This window comes from Rhizobium sp. G21, from assembly GCF_014158035.1.
Classification (GTDB): Bacteria; Pseudomonadota; Alphaproteobacteria; order Rhizobiales; family Rhizobiaceae; genus Rhizobium_E.
The window spans coordinates 1134324-1157157 of the sequence record NZ_JACFXW010000001.1 but is presented as its reverse complement, the minus strand read 5'-3'; the positions used below and the strand labels follow the sequence as shown (position 1 = coordinate 1157157).

The 22834-nt window shown below is 66.9% G+C and carries 11 protein-coding genes and 1 pseudogene; 2 read left to right on the top strand and 10 right to left on the bottom strand.

The window, feature by feature from the left end; all coding sequences use genetic code 11:
* Nucleotides 1–67: 67 nt before the first annotated feature.
* From H2O14_RS05890 to H2O14_RS05875, 4 genes are all read right to left on the bottom strand, one after another.
* Nucleotides 68–1978, bottom strand: coding sequence for a methyl-accepting chemotaxis protein (locus tag H2O14_RS05890; RefSeq protein ID WP_182826898.1), 1911 nt, complete (start codon nt 1976–1978; stop codon nt 68–70).
* Nucleotides 1979–2402: 424 nt separating this feature from the next.
* A complete protein-coding gene (locus tag H2O14_RS05885) occupies nt 2403–4178 on the bottom strand; it encodes a PAS domain-containing methyl-accepting chemotaxis protein (protein ID WP_182826897.1) in 1776 nt (591 codons plus the stop codon).
* 1177 nt (nt 4179–5355) lie between these two features.
* Complete coding sequence (locus H2O14_RS05880) at nt 5356–6819, bottom strand: calcium-binding protein (RefSeq protein WP_182826896.1); 1464 nt, start codon at nt 6817–6819, stop codon at nt 5356–5358.
* Nucleotides 6816–11384, bottom strand: a complete 4569-nt coding sequence (locus H2O14_RS05875; RefSeq protein ID WP_182826895.1) for a beta strand repeat-containing protein — start codon at nt 11382–11384, stop codon at nt 6816–6818. Before H2O14_RS05875 ends, H2O14_RS05880 begins: the two co-directional genes overlap by 4 nt.
* Here H2O14_RS05875 and H2O14_RS05870 point away from each other — a divergent pair.
* Nucleotides 11353–12651, top strand: a complete 1299-nt coding sequence (locus H2O14_RS05870) for a hypothetical protein (RefSeq protein ID WP_182826894.1) — start codon at nt 11353–11355, stop codon at nt 12649–12651. The genes H2O14_RS05875 and H2O14_RS05870 overlap by 32 nt on opposite strands.
* 135 nt (nt 12652–12786) lie before the next feature.
* Here H2O14_RS05870 and H2O14_RS29275 read toward each other — a convergent pair.
* The 5 genes and pseudogenes from H2O14_RS29275 to H2O14_RS05845 all read right to left on the bottom strand — a co-directional run.
* Nucleotides 12787–13197: pseudogene (locus H2O14_RS29275) on the bottom strand (hypothetical protein); the annotation flags it as partial.
* Nucleotides 13198–14218: 1021 nt separating this feature from the next.
* On the bottom strand, nt 14219–16885 hold the full coding sequence (locus H2O14_RS05860; protein ID WP_182826892.1) for a calcium-binding protein: 2667 nt from the start codon (nt 16883–16885) through the stop codon (nt 14219–14221).
* Nucleotides 16882–18627: a hypothetical protein gene (locus tag H2O14_RS05855; RefSeq protein ID WP_182826891.1), complete on the bottom strand. Its 1746-nt coding sequence runs from the start codon at nt 18625–18627 to the stop codon at nt 16882–16884. The genes H2O14_RS05860 and H2O14_RS05855 overlap by 4 nt, the downstream gene beginning before the upstream one ends.
* Nucleotides 18628–19094: 467 nt before the next feature.
* On the bottom strand, nt 19095–19637 hold the full coding sequence (locus tag H2O14_RS05850; RefSeq protein ID WP_210275511.1) for a DUF1254 domain-containing protein: 543 nt from the start codon (nt 19635–19637) through the stop codon (nt 19095–19097).
* Nucleotides 19634–20215 (bottom strand): DUF1214 domain-containing protein, encoded by a 582-nt coding sequence (locus tag H2O14_RS05845; RefSeq protein ID WP_182826890.1) that lies wholly within the window; start codon nt 20213–20215, stop codon nt 19634–19636. The genes H2O14_RS05850 and H2O14_RS05845 overlap by 4 nt, the downstream gene beginning before the upstream one ends.
* Before the next feature lie 164 nt (nt 20216–20379).
* Between H2O14_RS05845 and H2O14_RS05840 the strand changes: the two genes are divergently transcribed.
* Nucleotides 20380–21903 carry a pyruvate kinase gene (locus tag H2O14_RS05840; RefSeq protein WP_182826889.1) on the top strand — a complete coding sequence of 508 codons (1524 nt, stop codon included), beginning with the start codon at nt 20380–20382 and terminating at the stop codon, nt 21901–21903.
* Between the two features lie 4 nt (nt 21904–21907).
* Here H2O14_RS05840 and H2O14_RS05835 read toward each other — a convergent pair whose 3' ends face one another.
* The gene (locus H2O14_RS05835; RefSeq protein WP_182826888.1) at nt 21908–22783 is read right to left on the bottom strand and encodes a hypothetical protein; all 876 of its coding nucleotides are present in this window, start codon (nt 22781–22783) and stop codon (nt 21908–21910) included.
* Nucleotides 22784–22834 lie beyond the last annotated feature (51 nt).

The window sequence follows — 22834 nt, the reverse complement described above, 5'->3', positions numbered from 1 at the left end:
AGGCCGGCGAAGCTGGTCCGCCGGCCTTCGTCGATGTCTGTCCGGGCCGATCGCGCGAGACGTCGGCTCAGAATTCGTCCCATTGCTGGGCCGCCGCCGCGCCGCCGACGCTCTTCGCCACGCGCGCGGTCAGCGCCCGGGCGGGAGAGGCGACGGGGCGGGAGGCGTGGCTCGCAGAGCGCGGCTGCGCGGCCATGCGGGCGCCGAGCTGGAAGCGGCCCACCAGCTGGCGCAGCTTGTCGGCTTCGCTGGCGAGCGAGGCGCTGGCGGCGGTCGCCTCTTCCACCATCGCCGCGTTCTGCTGGGTGGTCTGGTCCATCTGGTTGACGGCGGTGTTGACCTCCGACAGGCCGACGGACTGTTCGCGGGCGGAGGTGGCGATGGCGGTCAGCTGCGTGTTGATCGCCACCACATGCTCCTCGATGCCCTTCAGCGCCTGGCCGGTCGCGGTCACCAGTTGCACGCCGCTCTCCACCTCGATGGCCGAGGCGCGAATGAGATCCTTGATCTCCTTGGCGGCCTGGGCGGAGCGCTGGGCGAGTTCGCGCACTTCCTGGGCCACGACGGCGAAACCCTTGCCGGCTTCGCCGGCGCGGGCGGCTTCGACGCCGGCGTTGAGCGCCAGGAGATTGGTCTGGAAGGCGATCTCGTCGATCACGCCGATGATCTGGCTGATCTTGCCCGACGATTCCTCGATCCGGCTCATCGCCTGGATGGCGTTGGAGACCACTTCGCCGGATTGCCGCGCCGAACTGTTGGCGTTGGTGGCGATGCCGAGCGCCTCTTCGGTGCGCTTGGACGAGCTCGACACATTGGCGGTGATCTCGTCGAGCGCGGCTGCGGTTTCCTCGAGCGACGCCGCCTGCTGTTCGGTGCGCTTGGAAAGATCGCCGGCGCTGGAGGACAGTTCCTGCGAGCCGGAGTCGATCGAGCGGGTGGCTTCGGCCACCGAGGAGAGCGTCTCGCGCAACTGGGCGACGGCGGCGTTGAAATCGACGCGCAGGCCTTCGAATTCGCTGGCGAACGGACGCGGCAGCTCATAGGTCAGGTCGCCCTGCGAGAGATGCTTGAGGCCTTCGGCGAGACCGGTGGTCGCTTCCGCCATGGCGGCGGCGCGCTGGCGCTCGGTTTCCATCGCCTGGGCGCGCTCGGCGTCGGTGGCTTCGCGCGAGGCGGCGGCGCGGCGGTCGCCGTCGATCTTGGCGAGCGCCGTCTGGCGGAACGTCTCCACGGCGGCGGCCATGGCGCCCAGTTCGTCGCGGCGATCGCGGCCGGGCACGTCGATGTCGTTCTTGCCGCCGGCGAGGGTCACCATGCAGGCGTTGAGCGCGCGGACCGGCGCGACCAGCGCCCGGTTGAGCAGCAACAGGCCGGCGATGGAGAACAGCACCATGACAACGCCGCCGCCGATGGCGGCCATCTGCGACATGTCGGCGGCGGCTTCGGCGTCCGCATCGCGGATGACCAGCAGTGCTTCCTCGGCTTCGATCAGCTCGGCCACCTTGGCGCGGATGCCGTCCATCGACGCCTTGCCGGCGCCGGAAATCTCGATCTGGCGCGCTTGATCCTGCGTCGCCGGGTCCTTCATCAACGCCTTTTCGGCTTCGACCACCCTGGTCGTCCATTCGGCGGCGAGCTTGGCGACGTCGTCGAGACGGGCCTGCTGGACCGGATTGTCCGCCGTCAGCGCCTTGGCGGAGGCATGCGCCTTTTCGAAGGCCTTGGCGCCGGCGATCTGCGGCTCGAGGAATTTCTCGTCGCCGGCGATCACATAGCCGCGCATGCCGGTTTCCTGGTCCACCATGGCGGCCATCATCGCGTTGACATCGCTGATGACGTCATGCGTGTGATCGATCATCGCCGCGCTTTCGTCCTGAACTCCTGTGGCGTGATGCTCGATGGCGGCCACACCGAGGCTGAGCAGCACCAGGCAGCCTATCACGAGGCCGATTTTGTGGATTATCTTGATATTCTGCATGGCAGTCAGTTCTTTCTCCGGAAAACACGCTAAAGTAGCGTGATAATTTCAGGCCGTTCGCCGCGGCTCCGCACCAATATTGGTTAGTTTGGGTTAACGGACACTTATGTTCGGGTGCTGATATTCAGCCTATTTGCGTTTTCGCGAAAATTCTCATGCAAGGCTGCAACCTGTAAAACTCTGATTTTCAAAGACACTATACTGTCGCGCGAACAACGGCGGGGCGCGCAAGATCTCATCATCCGCGACAGGTCTCGGAGCTCGACGCCCGATACAACCAAAGCCTGCGCCGGTCGCCTTTCCCAGTGATCCGGCGACGAAAAACGCCGCCGGAGGGACTGCCTCCGGCGACGCGCGATGTCTTCGTCTCTATCTCGGGCGCTGCGGCGGCCCCCGTCGAGGCGATGGCCGCCGACGGTCGGGTTCAGAATTCGTCCCACTTCTCCGCGGTCGCGCCGCCGCTCATGCCGCGGGCGACCTTTGCGGTCAGCGCGCGGGCGGGGGAGGCGACGGGGCGGGCGGCGTGGCCGACGGCCCGCGGCGCGGCGATGGCGCCGCCCGCCAATTTGAAGCGGGAGATGAGCTCCCTGAGACGATCGGTCTCGCTGGCCAGCGTGGCGCTCGCGGCGTTGGATTCCTCCACCATCGCGGCGTTCTGCTGGGTGGTCTGGTCCATCTGGTTGACGGCGGTGTTGACCTCCGACAGGCCGACCGATTGTTCGCGCGCGGCGATGGCGATGGCGTTCATATGGTCGTTGACCGCGACGATATTGGTCTCGATCGTCTTCAGCGCCTCGCCGGTCTCGCTGACCAGGCGCACGCCGGTCTTCACCTCTTCCGAGGAGTTGCGGATCAGGTCCTTGATTTCCTTGGCGGCCTGGGCCGAGCGCTGGGCGAGTTCGCGCACCTCTTGCGCCACGACCGCGAAACCCTTGCCGGCGTCGCCGGCGCGCGCCGCCTCGACGCCCGCGTTCAAGGCGAGCAGGTTGGTCTGGAAGGCGATCTCGTCGATGACGCCGATGATGTTGGAAATCTGGTTCGACGACGCCTCGATCCGCGCCATGGCGCCGACGGCGTCGGCCACCACCTTGCCGGATCGGGCGGCGCTGTCATTGGCCTCGCCGGCGGCGCGGCGGGCTTCGTCGGCGCGTTTGGAGGAACTGGAGACATTGGCGGTGATCTCGTCGAGCGCGGCGGCGGTCTCCTCGAGCGAGGCGGCCTGCTGTTCGGTTCGGCGGGCGAGATCGTTGGCGTTGCGCGAGATCTCCTGCGTGCCGCCGTCGATTTCGCCGGTGGATCGCGCCACTGCGCCCAGCGTCTCCGAGAGTTGCTTCAGCGCATTGTTGAGATTGATGCGCAGGCTTTCAAAGTCCGGCGCGAATGGCCTGTTCAATTCGAAGGAAATGTCGCCGTCGGCCATGCGTCCCAGGCCCTCGCCGATCTCGTCGACGGCGCGCACCCGTTCCGTCACGTCGGTGGCGAACTTCACGACTTTGATCACCCGGCCGTGGGAGTCTTTGATCGGGTTATAGGAGGCGCTGATCACCACTTTCTTGCCGCCCTTGGCGACGCGGGTGAATTCGGCGATCTGTGGTTCGCCGCGGCGCAGCGCGTTCCAGAATTCGCCATAGGCCGGGGAGGCGACGTAGTCTTTGTCGACGAACAGGCTGTGGTTCTGCCCGACGATTTCGTCGAGCCGGTAGCCCAAGGCGTCGCAGAAATTCTGGTTGGCGCAGACCACCTTGCCCTCGGGCGTGAATTCGATCACCGCCTGCACGCGATGGATGGCCGCCATCTGGTTGTGATAGTCGAGATTGAGCAGGCGCTCCTTGGCGTTGGACCATTCCACCACGAAACCGAAAGTCTTGCCCCCGTCGATCAGCGGCGCGACCTTGAGATCGAAGGCGTGCTTGCCGACCCAGATCGTCGCATTGTGCGGCGTCTTGAGCGCCGCCAGCATATTGCGCTGGTGGCTCGGATTTTTGTGGAACACGTCGATCGACGAGCCGATCAGCGTCGACATCGCAAAGCGCGGCAGTTCCTTCTTGAGGTCGCTCTCGGCGTCCTGCAGCAACTCGCGCACGCTGTCGTTCATATAGGTGATGTTGAGCTGGGCGTCGGCCAGCATCACATTCGCGCCGAGCGCATCCAGCGCCGCGAGCTTCGCCTTGGCGTGTTTGGCAAACAGTCCGTCGAGCATTGTCGTCCCCACTTTCGGACGCGCCGACGCGCGCCGTCTTGATCCGGCGCGCAATCATGAGCGCCGCCGGCTGTTGTCTCGATACATGTCATGCTGGGCCCGCCGTCATTGCGGGCCTGCGTCGTCGCGCGAAGCCGAGGTCGGTCGTCGCGCTCCATCGGCGTCGGTCATGTGGGAAAGCGGCGGGCTGGGCGCCTTGCGCGTTTCGGATCATGTCGCGGATAAACCTTAGGCAAGGTTCGTTTACGAAAAGTGTATTTGATATTGCTAAAGTTATACGATAAGGCCAATTTTTTCATACGAGCGATGATCGGGCGCAGATCACTCGCGCATGACTTTTTTGTGGGGTGTATTTGAACCCGGTTTAGAGTGGCGTCGTCGCCGCGGCGCGTGTCCTTCCGGCCTCATCCTTCGCGCCCCATCGTTTCCCGCCGCATCATTCGCGCCGCGAGGTTCCCCGCCGCGACGCTTCCGTCCGGTCCCGATCGCCGGGCGCGTCCGATGGGCATGCAGTCGGCGAACGCGGTCCGGCCCTTTCCTGCGACGTGTTCCCGGTTGGTCGATCCGTCATCGCGCATGTCCCGGACATGCGCCCGGCGCCCGTTCGCTTTCGAGCCCCGATGGCGTCCGCACGAGCCCTTCATGGAGAAAGCGCGGGCTCTCGAATGCCGCCCGGCGTCGATGCGCGCCGAATCGCGCCTTCGCATGGCCGCGGACCGAGCGGTCCAACCGGGCGTCTCCGCCCGATCGCGCAAAATGCACTTGGACGGACTACACTCGACGAGAATGAGAAAGAAAAGGCTTACGTCATCCAAACAGCGTGATGAAAGGCGCCCTCATGGACCGTAAACGCGCGGCGTCATTGGCGCGACTGTATTTATTTGTATAAATCAGTTGAATTTATCGGCTATGAAGATGATCATGGACGCATAACTGTCTTTTCGCAATAAAAAAACACACTCAAATCTGATCATTATTGGGGATTTCGGCAGGCGGGACATCGGAAGCCGCGCAGGCCTGGCGTCCGATCGCGCCGAAGCCCCCGGAAGGGCCGGCGAAGGGCTCCTATTTCGAAGGCCGCCCCGACCTCGTCCACCCGTCCGGGCCTCGCCACAACGCGAACGCGCCGCCCGTTTCGGGGCGGCGCGCGGGGGCGTCCGAGGTGGTTCGGCGCGGATCAGAGCAGGAAATCGCTCTTGGAGAGATCGTCGATGTCGACATTCTTCAGCACGATCGTCTCGCCCGGCTCGAAGGCGATGACGACGTTGTCGCCTCGCTGACTCGTCAGCGAGTGCAGGTCCTGGAAGCCGTCGAGGTCGAAGTCGGAGAGATCGACGACGTCCTGGGCGGCGCCGGAGGCCTGGAAGTCGGTGACGATGTCGCGGTGGCTGCCAATCTCGTCGACGAAGACGAAAGTGTCCGCGCCGGTTCCGCCCGAAAGCCTGTCGCTGCCGGCCCCGCCGGTCAGCGTGTCGTCGCCGGCCCCGCCCGAGAGGATATCGTCGCCGGTTCCGCCCAGCAGCTGGTCGCGGCCGTCGCCGCCGACCAGCCGGTCCGCGCCGCCGCCGCCGACGAGACGGTCGTCGCCCGCATCGCCGAACAGCCGGTCGTCGTCGGTTCCGCCGTCGAGCCGGTCGGCCCCGGCTCCGCCGAGCAGCCGGTCGACGCCCGCGGCGCCGGCGAGGATGTCGTCGCCCTCGTCGCCATACAGGCGGTCGTCGCCGGTTCCGCCGTCGAGCCGGTCGGCGCCGTCGCCGCCCAGCAGCCGGTCGGCCCCGCCGTCGCCGTCGAGCGTGTCGTCGCCCGCGCCGCCGAACAGCCGGTCGTCGTCGGCCCCGCCGGACAGCCGGTCGGCGCCGTCGCCGCCGAGCAGGCGGTCCTTGCCCGTATCGCCGAACAGGCTGTCGTCGCCCGCGCCGCCATACAGCGTGTCGGCGCCGGCCTGGCCATAGAGCCTGTCGTCGCCGCCATAGCCGAGGATGACGTCGTTGGAGGCCAGGCCGAAGATGCGCTCGCCGGCGCCGGTGCCGGCCAGCCTGTCGCTCCTGGGCGTGCCGACGATGTCGTCGCCGTCTTCGTCCGTGGCGGTGAAGGTGACGGTCAGCTCCGCCGTCGAGCTCGTCTCGCCGTCGGTGGCGGTGTAGGTCACCTTGACCTCGGCCTGGGCGGAGCCGTCGATATCGGCGCCGTCATAGGAGACCGACAGCGTGCCGTCGTCGTTGATGGCGACGACGCCGTCGCCGGAGGAGACCACGGCCTCGGTGACGTCGAGGGCGAAGCCGTCGGTGACGATGTCGTTGGCTCCGACATTGACCTTGGCGACGGCGTGTTCGGAGGCCTTGGCGCTATCGGCGACCAGCTGCAGCGGGGCATAATCGACCACCGTGTCGCCGTCGCTGAAGGTGATGCCGGCGTCGGCGAAGGCGGCGATCTGGGCCGCGCTCAACAGGACGCGGTCCGGATCGAGGTCGACCGTGTCGACGCCCGCAGCCCCCAGCGCGGCGATTTCTGTCGTTGTCAGCGCCTTGATGTCGGCCGGCGCGGCCTCGAGCCGGAGGATGTCGACGCCGGCGGCGTCCAGCGCGTCGCCCGTCGCGCTCTCCAGAGCCTTGGCCTCGGCCAAAGTGAGGGTGGCCGTCACCACGTCTCCCCGGCGAAGGCGACGCCGGCGTTCGCGACGGCCTGGGCCTGGGCGAGCGTGACCGTCACGGCGTCGTCCGTCGCGTCGATGGCGGTGACGCCGAAGGCGGCGAGGGCGGAGACGTCGTCTTCGTCGAAATCGGCGATCACGTCACTGGTTCCGGTCACGGTGACCGACGCCGCGCCGGAGACGGCGAGGCCGGGAACGGTCGACAGCGCCAGGGCTGCGGCCGCGTCGAGGCTGACGGCGCTGGCGTCGGAGACGGCGATCGCATCGACGCCCATGTCGGCGATCAGGGCCGCCCCGTCGGCGTCGAGCGCCGAGAGAGCCGCGGCGTCGTCGGACAGGGTGACGACGTCGCCGGCTGCCAGGCCGATCGAGGCCGATTTCAGATCCGCAAGCTGGGTGAGCGACAGGTAAACGGCGTCGTCGGCGGCGTCGAGCGTGGCGACGCCGAGATCCTTCAGATCGCCGATCTGGACGCTGGTCAGGCCGGCGAGACGGGCGCCCGTATCGGCGAGCGTGATCGTGTCGCCGCTGGCGAAGGCGATATCCGCGGCGGAGAGCCTGACCGCCTGAGCCAGGGTCAGCGATCCGGCGTCGTCGCTCAGGTCGAGCACATTCGCGCCGACCTCGTCGAGATCCTCGAGATCGTCGGCGTCGAGCGCGGCGAGTTCGGCGGCCGACAGGGCGACCGTGATCGCGTCGGTCTCGGCGAAAGCGATGCCGCGATACGCCACGCTCTGGGCCTGGGCCAGCGTCAGCGTGGCGGCATTGCCGGCCATGTCGAGGACGTCGACGCCGATGGCGTCGAGGGCGTCGAGATCGGCGGCGCCGAGCGCGGCCAGTTCGGCGGTCGACAGGGCGACGGTGACGACGTCGCCGTCGTCGAAGACGATGCCGGCGTCCGCGACCGCCTTGGCCTGGTCGAGCGTCAGCGCCGCCGCGTCGCCGATCACGTCGAAGGCGTCCGCGCCCATCTCGCCGAGATCGTCGATCGTGTCGGTGTCGAGGCTGCCGGCCTGCGTGGCGGTGAGGGCCACCGTCACCGCATCGCCGCTGGCGAAGCCGATCTCGTTTTCGGCATAGGCCTTGGCCTGGGCGAGCGTCAGCGTCACCGCGTCGTTGCCGACATTCATGCCGGAGACGCCGAGCCCGGCGAGCCCGGCGATGTCGGCGGCGCTGAAGCCGCCGATCAGGGCGGCGTTTCCGACGACGGTCATCGAGCCGAGGCCGGTGACGGAAAGGTCGGCGATGGTCAGCAACTGGGCCGCCACGCCGGCGGGCAGGGCGACGCCGCCGGTGTCCGACAGGGCGATCTTGTCGACGCCGAAGTCGGCGATCAGGGTCACGTCGTCGCTGCCAAGTTTGGACATGTCGGCGGCGCTGATCGTCAGGCTCACGACGTCGGATGGGGTGAGGCCGATGCCGGCGGTCTTCAAGGCGCTCAGCTGGGCGAGCGACAGGCCGACGGCGTTGTCGGAGGCGTCGAGCGTGGCGACGCCGAGAGCGGCGAGATCGGCGATCGTCGCGCTGTCCAGGCCGGCGAGGTTTGCGCCGGTGTCGGCGACCGTTACGACGTCGTCGCCGGCGAAGGCGATGCCGGCAGCGGTCAGCGCGGCGGCCTGGGCCAGCGTCAGCGTGGCGGCATTGCCGGTCATGTCGAGGACGTCGACGCCGACGGCGTCGAGGGCGTCGAGATCGGTGGCGCCGAGCGCGGCCAGTTCGGTGGTCGACAGGGCGACGGTGACGACGTCGCCGTCGTCGAAGACGATGCCGGCGTCCGCTATGGCCTGGGCCTGGGCGAGCGTCAGCGTCGCCGCGTCGCCGACCAGGTCGAAGGCGTCCGCGCCCATCTCGCCGAGATCGTCGATCGTGTCGGTGTCGAGGCTGCCGGCCTGCGTGGCGGTGAGGGCCACCGTCACCGCATCGCCGCTGGCGAAGCCGATCTCGTTTTCGGCATAGGCCTTGGCCTGGGCGAGCGTCAGCGTCACGGCGTCGTTGCTGACATTCATGCCGGAGACGCCGAGCCCGGCGAGCCCGGCGATGTCGGCGGCGCTGAAGCCGCCGATCAGGGCGGCGTTTCCGACGACGGTCATCGAGCCGAGGCCGGTGACGGAAAGGTCGGCGATGGTCAGCAACTGGGCCGCCACGCCGGCGGGCAGGGCGACGCCGCCGGTGTCCGACAGGGCGATCTTGTCGACGCCGAAGTCGGCGATCAGGGTCACGTCGTCGCTGCCAAGGTTGGACATGTCGGCGGCGCTGATCGTCAGGCTCACGACGTCGGATGGGGTGAGGCCGATGCCGGCGGTCTTCAAGGCGCTCAGCTGGGCGAGCGACAGGCCGACGGCGTTGTCGGAGGCGTCGAGCGTGGCGACGCCGAGAGCGGCGAGATCGGCGATCGTCGCGCTGTCCAGGCCGGCGAGGTTTGCGCCGGTGTCGGCGACCGTTACGACGTCGTCGCCGGCGAAGGCGATGCCGGCAGCGGTCAGCGCGGCGGCCTGGGCCAGGGTCAGCGTGGCGACATTGCCGGTCATGTCGAGGACGTCGACGCCGACGGCGTCGAGGGCGTCGAGATCGGTGGCGCCGAGCGCGGCCAGTTCGGTGGTCGACAGGGCGACGGTGACGACGTCGCCGTCGTCGAAGACGATGCCGGCGTCCGCTATGGCCTTGGCCTGGTCGAGCGTCAGCGTCGCCGCGTCGCCGATCACGTCGAAGGCGTCCGCGCCCCACGCGTCGACATCGTCGATCGTGTCGGTGTCGAGGCTGGTCACCTCCGTGGCGGTGAGGGCGACCGTCACCGCATCGCCGCTGGCGAAGCCGATCTGGTTTTCGGCATAGGCCTTGGCCTGGGCGAGCGTCAGCGTCACGGCGTCGTTGCTGACATTCATGCCGGAGACGCCGAGCCCGGCGAGCCCGGCGATGTCGGCGGCGCTGAAGCCGCCGATCAGGGCGGCGTTTCCGACGACGGTCATCGAGCCGAGGCCGGTGACGGAAAGGTCGGCGATGGTCAGCAACTGGGCCGCCACGCCGGCGGGCAGGGTGACGCCGCCGGTGTCCGACAGGGCGATCTTGTCGACGCCGAAGTCGGCGATCAGAGTCACGTCGTCGCTGCCCAGGTTGGACATGTCGGCGGCGCTGATCGTCAGGCTCACGACGTCGGATGGGGTGAGGCCGATGCCGGCGGTCTTCAAGGCGCTCAGCTGGGCGAGCGACAGGGCGACGGCGTTGTCGGAGGCGTCGAGCGTCGTGACGCCGAGAGTGGCGAGATCGGCGATCGTCGCGCTGTCCAGGCCGGCGAGGTTTGCGCCGGTGTCGGCGACCGTGATCGTATCGTCGCCGGCGAAGGCGATGCCGCTCGCGGTCAGCGCAGCGGCCTGGGCCAGCGTCAGCGTGGCGGCATTGCCGGTCATGTCGAGGACGTCGACGCCGACGCCGACGGCGTCGAGGGCGTCGAGATCGGTGGCGCCGAGCGCGGCCAGTTCGGTGGTCGACAGGGCGACGGTGACGACGTCGCCGTCGTCGAAGACGATGCCGGCGTCCGCTATGGCCTGGGCCTGGTCGAGCGTCAGCGTCGCCGCGTCGCCGACCAGGTCGAAGGCGTCCGCGCCCATCTCGCCGAGATCGTCGATCGTGTCGGTGTCGAGGCTGCCGGCCTGCGTGGCGGTCAGGGCCACCGTCACGGCATCGCCGCTGGCGAAGCCGATCTCGTTTTCGGCATAGGCCTTGGCCTGGGCGAGCGTCAGCGTCACGGCGTCGTTGCTGACATTCATGCCGGAGACGCCGAGCCCGGCGAGCCCGGCGATGTCGGCGGCGCTGAAGCCGCCGATCAGGGCGGCGTTTCCGACGACGGTCATCGAGCCGAGGCCGGTGACGGAAAGGTCGGCGATGGTCAGCAACTGGGCCGCCACGCCGGCGGGCAGGGTGACGCCGCCGGTGTCCGACAGGGCGATCTTGTCGACGCCGAAGTCGGCGATCAGGGTCACGTCGTCGCTGCCCAGGTTGGACATGTCGGCGGCGCTGATCGTCAGGCTCACGACGTCGGATGGGGTGAGGCCGATGCCGGCGGTCTTCAAGGCGCTCAGCTGGGCGAGCGACAGGGCGACGGCGTTGTCGGAGGCGTCGAGCGTGGCGACGCCGAGAGCGGCGAGATCGGCGATCGTCGCGCTGTCCAGGCCGGCGAGGTTTGCGCCGGTGTCGGCGACCGTGATCGTATCGTCGCCGGCGAAGGCGATGCCGGCAGCGGCCAGCGCAGCGGCCTGGGCCAGGGTCAGCGTGGCGACATTGCCGGTCATGTCGAGGACGTCGACGCCGACGGCGTCGAGGGCGTCGAGATCGGTGGCGCCGAGCGCGGCCAGTTCGGTGGTCGACAGGGCGACGGTGACGACGTCGCCGTCGTCGAAGACGATGCCGGCGTCCGCTATGGCCTGGGCCTGGGCGAGCGTCAGCGTCGCCGCGTCGTCCGTGGCGTCGATCACGGTGACGCCGAGCGCGCCGAGCGCGGTCATCTCGTCGGCGTCGAAAGCGGCGATCGTGGCGCCGGTTCCGGTCACGGTGACCGACATGGCCCCGGAAACGGCGAGACCGGAGACCGCCGACACGCGCCAGGGCTGCGGCCGCATCGAGGCTGACCGCGCCGCCGTCGGAGACGGTGATCGCATCGACGCCCATGGCGGCGATCGTGGCGGCGTCGTCTGTGTCGAGCGCCGACAGATTGGCCGCCGTGTCGGACAGGGTGACGGCGTCGGAATAGGTCAGGCCGATCAAGACCGATTTGAGATCCGCAAGCTGGGCGAACGACAGGTCGACGGCGTTGTCGGAGGCGTCGATCACGGAGACGCCGAGCAGTTTCAGGTCGCTGATCCCGACGCTGGTCAGGCCCGCCAGGTTCGCGCCGGTGTCGGCGAGCGTGATCGTGTCTTGGGCGGCGAAGGCGATGCCGGCGGCGGACAGGATGACGGCCTGGGCCAGGGTCACCGATCCGGCATTGTCGCTCAGGTCGAGGACATCGGCGCCGAGATCGTCGAGATCGTCGATATCGTCGGCGTCGAGCGCGGCGAGTTCGGAGGCCGACAGGGTGATCGTGATCGCGTCTTCGGACGAAAAGCCGATGTTGCGGGCGGCCAGGGCTTGCGCAAAAGCGAGCGACACGGTGGCTCTATTGCCGCTCACATTGAGGATATCGACGCCCAAGTCCTTAAATTCGTTGAATTTCTGTGTACCGAAGCTGGCGAGGTCCGTGCTCCACAGGGAGACCGCGACCGTGTCGTCGGCTGCAAAGGCGATGCCGGCCGAGACGTAAGCCTCGGCTTCGGCAATGTCGATGGCGACGGCGTTGTCGGAGACGTCGATCGCGGTGACGCCCAGCGTCGCCAGCGCCTGGATGTCGTCGCTGTAGACGCTCGCGATCGTGTCGCCGTCGCCGGTGATCGTCACCGACGAGGCGCCGGTGATGGCCAGGCCGGAGACGTCGGCCAGCGATACGGCCACGGACGCGTCGAGGGTGACGGCGCCGCCGCCGCCGCGCCCGCCGCCGGAGACGGTAATCGTATTGACGCCCATGCCGGCGATCATGGCCGCATCGTCGGCGTCGAGCGCCGAGATATCGGTGGCGGTCGCCGACAGGGTGACGGCGTCGGCCGCGCTCAGGCCGATGCCGGTGGTGTTCATTGCGGTGAGTTGGGCGAGCGAGAGGCTGATCGCATCGTCGGAGGCGTCGAGCAGGGTGACGCCGAGATCCTTGAACTGGGCGAGGTCGGTGTCGCTCAGCGCGGCGATTTCCGTTCCGGTGGCGTGGATGGTGATCGATGTGAAGGCGTCGCCGAGCGATGAGAGCGTCGTATAATTGGCCGCATAGGCGCCTTTTGCCTGAGACAGCGTCAGGTGGAGAGTGCTGGAGCCCGTGCCGGTGACCGTGACGGTGAGCGCGCCGCCGGAGGTAAGGTCTGTGCCGTCATTGAGCGAATAGCCGATGGTCACCGTGCCGTTGTCGCCCTCGGCGAGCGAGCCGGTGGGGATGACCACCAGAGCGCCGTCGGCGTCGGTGAAGACGATCGCGTCGCCGCTGGTGACGGTGAGATTGCCCAGGCTGATATCGTCGCCGTCGGCGTCCGAACCGAGATCGGCGATCGCGACGGTGAGGCCGGTGTCGGCGCTGGTGGAGGTCTCGGGGCTTGTCGCCAATGTCGGCGCGGTGTTCACGTCATAGCCGGAATCAATCAGAGAAAACGTGTCGTTGCCGGTGGAGCTGTTCGTGTGTCTGATGAGAATGTCCCCGGTTTCCGTATCGCGATAAACACCGGTAAGCTGATCCGAGATAGTTGTATAGAATGATCTATAGAATGTAAAAGTGTTGTTGGAATTCCCTTTGTAAAGCATATGATATGAAGTTGTTGCGGTTTTAATGCTGATAAGTGAATAGGGTACTTCTTGAAAAGAAAAAGTGATGATGTTTGTTTCGGTGGCGGATGATATTGCCCATCTTTGCAAAAGCGTGTTGTTGTAATATGTTTCTGTATAAACGGAGCTCGGTACAACCGAAAAGAGGCCATTCGTCTCCCCGCCGGAGGAAATCGTTGTGTCCACGACATCAAATTTCGAGAGATTGACGTTCGTCACAGTCTGTATAGCGGTAGTATAATAGTTGAGGGCCATAACTTCGATTCCTGCGAATTGGCGACGACTTCAGGCGCGCTTTCTTCTCGGAGCGCGGTCGGCCTGAGGCGTGACATCGGTTGGTCGGATATGTTGGATCTGTATGCGGCGGTCGCGCCGGTTCGAGATGGTCTGAAGAGGATGAAAGCGCCGTCGTCGATCGTCGATCGCGACCGGCGGCTCCAACGTTCATCGTCGGAAGTCGGGACACTCTCGCGCCCAACGCGCCGTCCCGTCGCCATATCGCGGGTTTCGACCAGCCCAAGCCGCGCCCTGGAGCGGCCCTGGCCGGGCGGCGAAACCCGACGTCTCGCTGCGGCCTCAAAAAAATAAAGTGATGGGCGTTTCCGTCCGAAAAATACTCCCTGGTCAATAATGTAGTTTCTATAAAAAGCCGCTGCCCTTAAGGATTCCTTTCCGGAAACATCCAGAAATCGCACTTTCCCTGATCATTTCTGGTGACGATTTTGTTTTGCTAAGCATATCTCACGCATGTGGCGGGAACTTATAATTTTAGATTTTTATACTGTAGGGATAGACGTGTTTTTTTGTTTATTGCTAAATGAGAATATATAGAAGTGCTTGAATATAGGAGTGCGGACGCAGGCAATAGGCGCCGCCTGGCCGCGTCGTGGCGGGCGAAGGCCGCCTCATCCTCGTCCGTCCGTCCGAGCCTCGCCACAACGCGAACGCGCCGCCCGTTTCAGGGCGGCGCGCGGGGGCGTCCGAGGTGGTTCGGCGCGGATCAGAGCAGGAAATCGCTCTTGGAGAGATCGTCGATGTCGACATTCTTCAGCACGATCGTCTCGCCCGGCTCGAAGGCGATGACGACGTTGTCGCCTCGCTGACTCATCAGCGACCGCAGGTCCTGGAAGCCGTCGAGGTCGAAGTCGGAGAGATCGACGACGTCCTGGGCGGCGCCGGAAGCCTGGAAGTCGGTGACGATGTCGCGGTGGCTGCCGATCTCGTCGACGAAGACGAAGGTGTCCGCGCCGGTTCCGCCCGAAAGCCTGTCGCTGCCGGCCCCGCCGGTCAGCGTGTCGTCGCCGGCCCCGCCCGAGAGGATATCGTCGCCGGTTCCGCCCAGCAACTGGTCGCGGCCGTCGCCGCCGACCAGCCGGTCCGCGCCGCCGCCGCCGACGAGACGGTCGTCGCCCGCATCGCCGAACAGCCGGTCGTCGTCGGTTCCGCCGTCGAGCCGGTCGGCGCCGGCTCCGCCGAGCAGCCGGTCGACGCCCGCGGCGCCGGCGAGGATGTCGTCGCCCTCGTCGCCGTACAGGCGGTCATCGCCGGTTCCGCCGTCGAGCCGGTCGGCGCCGTCGCCGCCGAGCAGCCGGTCGGCCCCGCCGTCGCCGTCGAGCGTGTCGTCGCCCGCGCCGCCGAACAGCCGGTCGTCGTCGGCCCCGCCGGACAGCCGGTCGGCGCCGTCGCCGCCGAGCAGCCGGTCCTTGCCCGTATCGCCGAACAGGCTGTCGTCGCCCGCGCCGCCATAGAGCGTGTCGGCGCCGGCCTGGCCATAGAGCCTGTCGTCGCCGCCATAGCCGAGGATGACGTCGTTGGAGGCCAGGCCGAAGATGCGCTCGCCGGCGCCGGTGCCGGCCAGCCTGTCGCTCCTGGGCGTGCCGACGATGTCGTCGCCGTCTTCCGCCGTGGCGGTGAAGGTGACGGTCAGCTCCGCCGTCGAGCTCGTCTCGCCGTCGGTGGCGGTGTAGGTCACCTTGACCTCGGCCTGGGCGGAGCCGTCGATATCGGCGCCGTCATAGGAGACCGACAGCGTGCCGTCGTCGTTGATGGCGACGACGCCGTCGCCGGAGGAGACCACGGCCTCGGTGACGTCGAGGGCGAAGCCGTCGGTGACGATGTCGTTGGCCGTCACGTCCACCTTGGCGACGGCGTGTTCGGCGACGGTGGCCGTGTCGTTGCCGAGCTGCAGGTCGACATATTCGACGACGTCGTCATCGTCGCTGAAGGCGATGCCGGCATTCGCAAAGGCGGCGATCTGGGCTGCGCTCAGTATGACGCGGTCGGGATCGAGATTGACCGTGTCGACGCCCGCAGCCCCCAGCGCGGCGATCTCGGTCGTGGTCAGCGCCTTGATGTCGGCCGGCGCGGCCTCGAGCCGGAGGATGTCGACGCCGGCGGCGTCCAGCGCATCGCTGGTCGCGCTCTCCAGAGCCTTGGCCTCGGCCAAAGTGAGGGTCGCCGTGATCGTATTGCCGTCGACAAACGCGAAGCCGGCGTCGACGAGACCGCTCGCCTCGGCGAGCGTGAATGCGCCCTGGCCGCCGTCGACATTCAGCGTCGCCCCTTCAATCGTCGCCAACACGTCCGGGGACAGGCTGGAGAGCGTGGCGATCTGCGCTGCGGCGTCGGAGATCTGCAGCGCGTTGACGCCGACGGTTTCAGCCGTCTCGAATGTCGCCGCGTCGAAGCTCTGGGCTTCCGCCACGCTGATCGCCAGCGCCAGCGTGCCGGTGGAATAGACGCTCACGCCTGCGTCCGCGAGAGCCGCCACCTGGTCCAGCGTCACGCTCGCGTCTTCCTCGACGAAGAAGGCGTCGATCTTGACGGCGGCCAGCGCGGCGATGTCGTCGGTCGTCAAGCCCGAGACGTCGTCTGCGCTCACCGTCATGCGGACCACCGTTCCGGCGTCCTCGGTAAAGGCCAGTCCCTCGATCGCCATTTCCCGGACGACGTCGCCGTCGATATTGGTCGAGCCGCCGGTGAAGGTGATTTCCTTGACGCCATACGCGGCGAGGCTGTCGACATCGTCGGGCGTCAGCGTGGCCAGGCCTTCCCAGCCGTCGGCGATCACGATGGAGTCGCCTTCGGAGAAGGCTGCGCCGAGATCCGACAGGGCGCGCCATTCGGCGACGGCCAGGGTCACCGCGCCGTCATCCGCAACGTCGAACTGATCGACGAATGTCGCGTCGCCTTCGACATAGGCGGCGATGAACGTGTCGAGTTCCGCGGCCGTTCCGCTGACCGTGACGGCGTCGCCATCCGCGAAGGTGAGGCCGGCGTCGATCAGGACCTGGGCGCCGTAGGCGGACAGGGTGACGGCGTCGTCGGTCAGATCGAGCATGTCGGCGCCGATGCCGGCGAGGTCGGCGATGGCGGTGGCGTCGAGTTCGGCGAGCTCCGACGACTCCATCTGCACGGTGACCTTATCGCCGGTCGAGAAGGCGATGTCGGCGCTCACATAGGCGCTGGCCTGGTCGTAGCTCAGCGTCGCAGCATCGTCGGCGGCGTCCATCGCCGTGACGCCCATCGCGCCGAGCTTGGCGATATCGGCGGCCTCGAAATCATCGAGCGTCGCGCCTTCGGCCGACACGGTCACCGAGGAAGCCTCCAGGATCTTCAGGCCGGCGATGCCGATCAGCGACGTGGCGAGATCGCTCGACAGCGTCACGTCGCCGGCGTCGGTGACATGAATGGTCTTGACCCCAGTTCGATCAGGTCGGCGATGTCGGACGGCGACAGGTTCTCGACCGTTTCGGCCGGTTCGCTGAGGCTGGCGGCCTCGACGCCGATTTCGAATGTCTGTGTGTAGATGCCGTCGGAAGAGCCCCAGGCGACGACGATGTCGCCATTGTCGAGTTCGATCAGGTTGACGCCGTAGTCTTCGCCATTGCCATAGCCCCAATCCGTCGCCGAATGCGTGAGTGAAGCCGGCATCACGTCCCCGATCGCATTGCCGTCTTCGTCGTAGACCTGAACTGTCGGTATCCAGTTGGAAGAGTTGTCGAGAGAATACCAGGCGATGGCGTAGCCGCCATTGCTCAGGGCCAACACGGAGGGATAAATATCATAGCCGTTGGAGCCGCTGCTGACCTGGAACTCGGCGGTGACCGTCGTGCCATCGGCTGCAAATTGCTTGCCGTAGATCTCATAGTTGCTGTAGCTGTCGTAGGACATCCACGTCGTGACGAAGCCGCCCTTGGCGAGTGGAGTGACGTTTGACCAGTCCTGGTGGCCTTCCGTCGTGTCGTTGACCTTGGTTTCCCCCAGCACAACCTCGCCATTGTCGTCATAGACCTTGGTGTAAACGCCGTAGCTCGAGCCGTCCTGCTCATAGGACGACCACGTCACGGAGAAACCGCCATCCGCGAGCGCGACGATCCGCGGCAGATACTGCGTGCTCGCCGTGTAGTCGTTGACGCGGGTTTCGCCCAGGATCTCGACGCCGTCCGCCGAATAGACCTTCAGGTAGACGCCTTCGTTGCTGCCGTCCTGGCCGTTCGAGGTCCAGACGACCGCGAAAGACCCGTTTTCGAGCGGCGTCACTTTCTGATTGGATTGTTGGCCGCTGGTATAGTCGTTGACCCGCGTCTCTGCGAGCACCTCGTCGCCGGACGCATCGAGGATTTTCATATAGACGCCGTAGCCCGAGCCGTCCTTGCCGTAGTTCGACCAGGTCACCACGAGGTTGCCGTCGGGCAGGGCATTGATCTCGTTATAGGAATAGTATGATTGCGACGATGTCGCGTCGCCGACGTCCACGACCACGTCGCTGACGCCGTCGGCGGAGTAGGTGGCCAGCTTGACCTTGCCCGTGGTGAAGTCCGTCCAGACCACGGCGAAGCCGCCATTGTCGAGCGCGGTGGTTTCGACCGACGTCCAGCCGCTATTCGAGGACGTGCTGGCGATGGCGGTCGGTTCCCCGGCGCTGGAGCCATCCGAGTTCAGGATCTCGAAATAGTTGGTGTATCCGCTTTGCGACGAGTCGTAGGACGACCAGGTGACCACATAGCCGCCGGCTTTCAGGGCGGTCACACTGGAATCATAGGTCGATGAGGTGGCGACGACCTGAGTGTCGCTATCCGACGACCAGCCATATTCGCCGGAGCTGTAGCCCGCGCCGATATCGGCGGCGGCGAGCGCATTGACCTGCGACAGGCTCAGCGTCAGCGCGCTGTCGGTGGCCTTGATGAGCGAGACGCCGAGCGTCGCGATCTTGGCGACGCCGTCATCGTCGATCTGTTGCAGGTTTGCGGCTGTGTCGGCGACCGTGAGCACGTCTCCCGCGCCGAAACTGACGCCGGCGTCGGCGAGCGAAATCGCCTGTTCCAGCGTGATCGAGGCTTCGTCGTCCGGCAGGTCGACGGAAGCGCCGGAGCCGAGAAGGGTGAGGATTTCACTATAGGTGGTCATCAGTTTTTCCTATGCGCAGGTGCTCGCGCCGCGTCCGTTGAAAGACCGGCTTGCCAGGTTTGATATGTCGGGGAGCGCGAGCGGCAATCATCGCCGCAACGAAGCAGATCGGCGGAAGGATCGCGCTTGCGCGCGGTCACAGCCAAGGGTTTCGGCGCAACCTTATGTCGCGTCGATGACGGAATTTTCGTCCGGCGTGTTAGAGATAAGGTTCAGGAGAAGCGCGTTGTTCGTCTTTTCCAGGAACGGCTAATTCGTTTGACCGCTTCATTAGCGATCCAGAATCTTAAATGTTCCTTATGAAAGCGCTCTGAGAAGTTATGTTTGCCCTGAGCATTTTCGGGTGTATCAGGGGATGTGCCTAAATGGTTTATACAAGTCTCAAAACTTTATTGCGCGTTAACTCTGAGCGCCGAAAAAACTTTTGATGGCAACGATTTGGCTGGAAACAGGGCTTGCCTGGGGCGTCACGCCCCCTCGCAGCTCGCGCCGTCGAGGAAGTCTCGCGCCGCCTGCTCCCGGCTGGGCGTCGGCGCGAGCGCGCGGATGACGACATAGCCTTCCGGGCGCGGCATTTCGATCAGCACGTTGTCGGAGGCGGCGTCGGGATTGTCGCGGCGGATGCGGGCCAGCTGCTCGGGCGAGCCGAGAATGGCGTCGAGATCGCCGCCCGCCTGCGAGCGGTCGTTCATCGAGAAGATCTCGTTGGAGTCGGAATCGTAGACGGCGAAGGACCAGAACACCGGCCCGCCCGGCGCCGCCAGCCTGACCGGCCGCTCGGCCACCGACACCAGGCAGGCTGCGGTGCGCAGGAAGGGATCGCCGTTGGAGAAGCCCTGCGCGTCGGGCTCGGCGCCGAACCGGACGAAGCGCTGGTCGGCGTCGTAATTGGTGAGCTTGGTATAGGCGTCGATGCCGGTGAAGGCGGGCAGCGCCAGCACGATGATGACATGCAGCAGCGCCGCGCCGGCGACGCCGACCAGCAGGGAAAAGAGCGAGGCGCGGATCATGGGCAACCGACCTTTTCGAGTGTCGGCATCGCCACGTCGATCAGGCCGGAGGAGCCTGCCGCCGGCGTGTCGAACAGCGTTAGCGCCAGCCGATAGGGCCTGTCGGCCGGCGCAGCCAGCCAGTTGCCGGCCTGCGCCCGCGGCGAGACGGCGATGGTGAAGCCGCCGTCGGCGCGGCGCAGCGCCGTCACCGAATTGAGCGCGCCGGGCAAAGCGGGATCGACCGCGATCGGCTCGCCCCTGGCGTCGGCGGGATAGAGCGTCCAGAACCGCGCCGGCGGCGTCTGGCCGCTGATGCGATAGGTGCAGGCCGGCGTCAGCCCTTGGCCGCCGTCGTCGGTTTCGGCCGTGAAGGTCAGGCCCTCCGCCGCCCCGTAGAGCAGCCGTCCGGCGCGGGCGCGATGGGATCGGGCATAGGGGTCGGCGTCCGCCGTCTGCGCCGCCGGAAAGGCTTTCCAGGCGCCGATGCGGATCGCGCCGAAACCGGAGGAGGCGTCGAGCATCATCACCGTCAAGCCGATGCCGAGGCCGAAAGCGACGAGGAGCGCGAGCGCGACGAGGAAGGGCAGGCGGAACATCGACGGCGGGCGATCCTGTGAAACGTCTCTTCGGAGGGTTAGCACTGATTCCGGGGCAAGCAAATGGCGAAGCTCGAAAATCCGGTTCGCGGCCTGTGCGGCGGAGGCTTTTTCGACAGCGCCGTTTGATCCCTGTCATGGTGGCTTCGCAGGCCGCGGCTAGGATGCCGGCCAACGCCACGAGGATCGCCCGCCATGGACGCGCATGTCGACATCGCCCCCAACCCATCGCCCTCGAAGACAACGCCGCCGCGCTGCTCGACGAGATCATCGCGCTCAGGCGCGAGGCGACGGACGCCGCCCCCGCGCTGATCGCAGGCTTCGGGCTCGATCCCGCCGAGGCCAGTCCCGAACTGTTCAATCTCGCCGCCTATCTCGCGCTGCGCCATCGCGATCTCCGGCCGCTGCAACGCAGGCTGATGGCGCGCGGCCTCTCCTCGCTCGGGCGGATGGAAAGCCGGGTGCTGCCGACGCTCGACGCGGTCGCCCATGCTCTGGCCGCGCTGTCCGGCGGTTCGACCGAACACGCCGCGCCCACGGAGGAGGAGTTCTTTTCCGGCGAGGCCAGGCTGATCGCGGCGACCGATCGTCTGTTCGGCGCGCCGCGCGTCAACAGGCGCGGCCGGATCATGGTCACTATGCCGAGCGAGGCGGCCGGCGACGCCGATTTCGTGCTGGCGCTCGCCGAAGCCGGCATGGATGTCGCCCGCATCAATTGCGCCCATGACGGCCCCGATGTCTGGCGCGCCATCGCCGACCATGTCCGCACGGCCGCTCGACGACTCGGCCGCGACATTCCCGTGCTGATGGACATTGCCGGCCCGAAGATCCGCGTCGAGACGGTCGTGTCGGAGAAGAAGGCGGGCAAACTCGCCCCCGGCGATCACTTTCGCCTGACCATCGACGCGCCCGCGCTCGACGGTCGCGCCCGCTTCGCCGCCTCGGTGTCGCTGCCCGACATCGTCACCCGGTTGGAGGTCGGCCATCGCGTCCGCTATGACGACGGCAAGCTCGAAGCGGTGGTGGAGGAAAAGCGCGACGGCGACGTCCTGTTGCGCGTCGTCAAGGCCAAGGCCGGCGGCGCCAAGCTGAAGCCGGAAAAAGGCATCAACCTGCCCGACACCGCGCTCGGCCTGTCGCCGCTGACCGCCAAGGACGAGACCGATCTCGAGACCGTGATCGGCATCGCCGACATGATCGGCTATTCATTCGTCAGCCGGCCCGACGATCTCGACCTGTTCGAGGACGCGCTTCTCCGCGCCGGCGAACCGGCCCGAGCGCTGGCGCTGATCGCCAAGATCGAGCAGCCGGAGGCGGTGCGCAATCTGCCGGCTCTGATCGCGCGGGCCCGCCGGCCCTTCGGCGTGATGATCGCCCGCGGCGATCTCGCCGCCGAAATCGGTTTCGAGCGGCTGGCGGAAATGCAGGAGGAGATCCTGTGGATCTGCGAGGCGGCGGCCACCCCGGTGATCTGGGCCACCCAGGTGCTGGAGGATCTGGTCAAGGACGGCGTGCCCTCGCGCGGCGAAATGACCGACGCCGCCATGGCCGCCCGCGCCGAATGCGTGATGCTCAACAAGGGTCCCGCCGTGGTCGAGGCCGTCGGCCTCATCGACCGCCTCTTCACCCGCATGGACGATCACGTCTTCAAGAAGACCCCGACGCTCAGGGCGCTGACATCCTGGTGAGGGCTCAGGCGTCGCCGGAAAACGCCCGCTCCACGGCGAGGTCCAGCGCGGCGAATTTCAGCGCCTGCCAGCCGGCGTAACTGGCCATGAAGCCGGAAGAGACTGTGACGCCGCCGTCTCCCAGGGAAAACAGCCCCCTGGCTTCCGCCGCCTGGAACAGCCGGTGCACGGTGGAGCGGCCGATGCCGTAGCGGCGGCTGACGCCGCTGCGGGTGAGGCCCGCCACCCAAAAACGGGAGCCCTCGGCTTCGGCGGTGGCCGCCAGATGTTCGGCGAGCAGGAAGCCGTGGCGGGCGTCGTAGAACAGCGCCACGTCCTCGGGCGGATCGCGCCAGCCGCCGGGCAGGGTCAGGCCGGCCATCAGGCCGCGATGGATGGCGGCGAACAGCTCCGGCCGGCTCACGAAACGGGCGGCGCGATCGCCGCCGTCGAGCCCGTCCAGCGCCTGGCAATGCATGGCCAGCCAGCCGCGCGTCGAGCCATGGATATGATCGGGAATGCCGAGCAGCACGACGCGGCCGTCATCGGCATGATCGGTCCTGTCCAGCAGCCCGTAGCCCGCCATCGCGTCCATGGTCTGCTGCACGGTGTTGCGGCTGAGGATGCCGGCGGCGTCGGCGTCCTCGATGACCTGGGCGGCGCAGAAGGGACGGGCGGCCCCCGGCGCGATCGATTTGAGATAGGCGCCGTAGATCAGCCCGGTCAGCAGCCATTTCTGGTGATTGCCGATCAGCCGCACCAAAGCCGGGTGCTGGTCATACATGGCGATGAGCCCCTGCGCGCCGGCCCGGGCGACGTGATGGAAGGCGGGATGGGCGGCGAGCGCCTGGCTGCGGGCGCGCAGCGTGTCCGGCAGCAGACTGCGGTTCATCTGGTCCATCTCGCCCTCTCGCTGTCCGGTCCGCCCAGAATTGGGACGGATGCCCCCATT

Excerpts from the sequence above, each read along its gene's own strand:
- H2O14_RS05890 (WP_182826898.1), bottom strand. The coding sequence starts at position 1,978 with ATGCAGAATATCAAGATAATCCACAAAATCGGCCTCGTGATAGGCTGC.
- H2O14_RS05885 (WP_182826897.1), bottom strand. The coding sequence starts at position 4,178 with ATGCTCGACGGACTGTTTGCCAAACACGCCAAGGCGAAGCTCGCGGCG.
- H2O14_RS05875 (WP_182826895.1), bottom strand. The coding sequence starts at position 11,384 with ATGTCGGTCACCGTGACCGGAACCGGCGCCACGATCGCCGCTTTCGAC.
- H2O14_RS05855 (WP_182826891.1), bottom strand. The coding sequence starts at position 18,627 with ATGACCACCTATAGTGAAATCCTCACCCTTCTCGGCTCCGGCGCTTCC.
- H2O14_RS05850 (WP_210275511.1), bottom strand. The coding sequence starts at position 19,637 with ATGATCCGCGCCTCGCTCTTTTCCCTGCTGGTCGGCGTCGCCGGCGCG.
- H2O14_RS05845 (WP_182826890.1), bottom strand. The coding sequence starts at position 20,215 with ATGTTCCGCCTGCCCTTCCTCGTCGCGCTCGCGCTCCTCGTCGCTTTC.
- H2O14_RS05840 (WP_182826889.1), top strand. The coding sequence starts at position 20,380 with ATGCCGGCCAACGCCACGAGGATCGCCCGCCATGGACGCGCATGTCGA.
- H2O14_RS05835 (WP_182826888.1), bottom strand. The coding sequence starts at position 22,783 with ATGGACCAGATGAACCGCAGTCTGCTGCCGGACACGCTGCGCGCCCGC.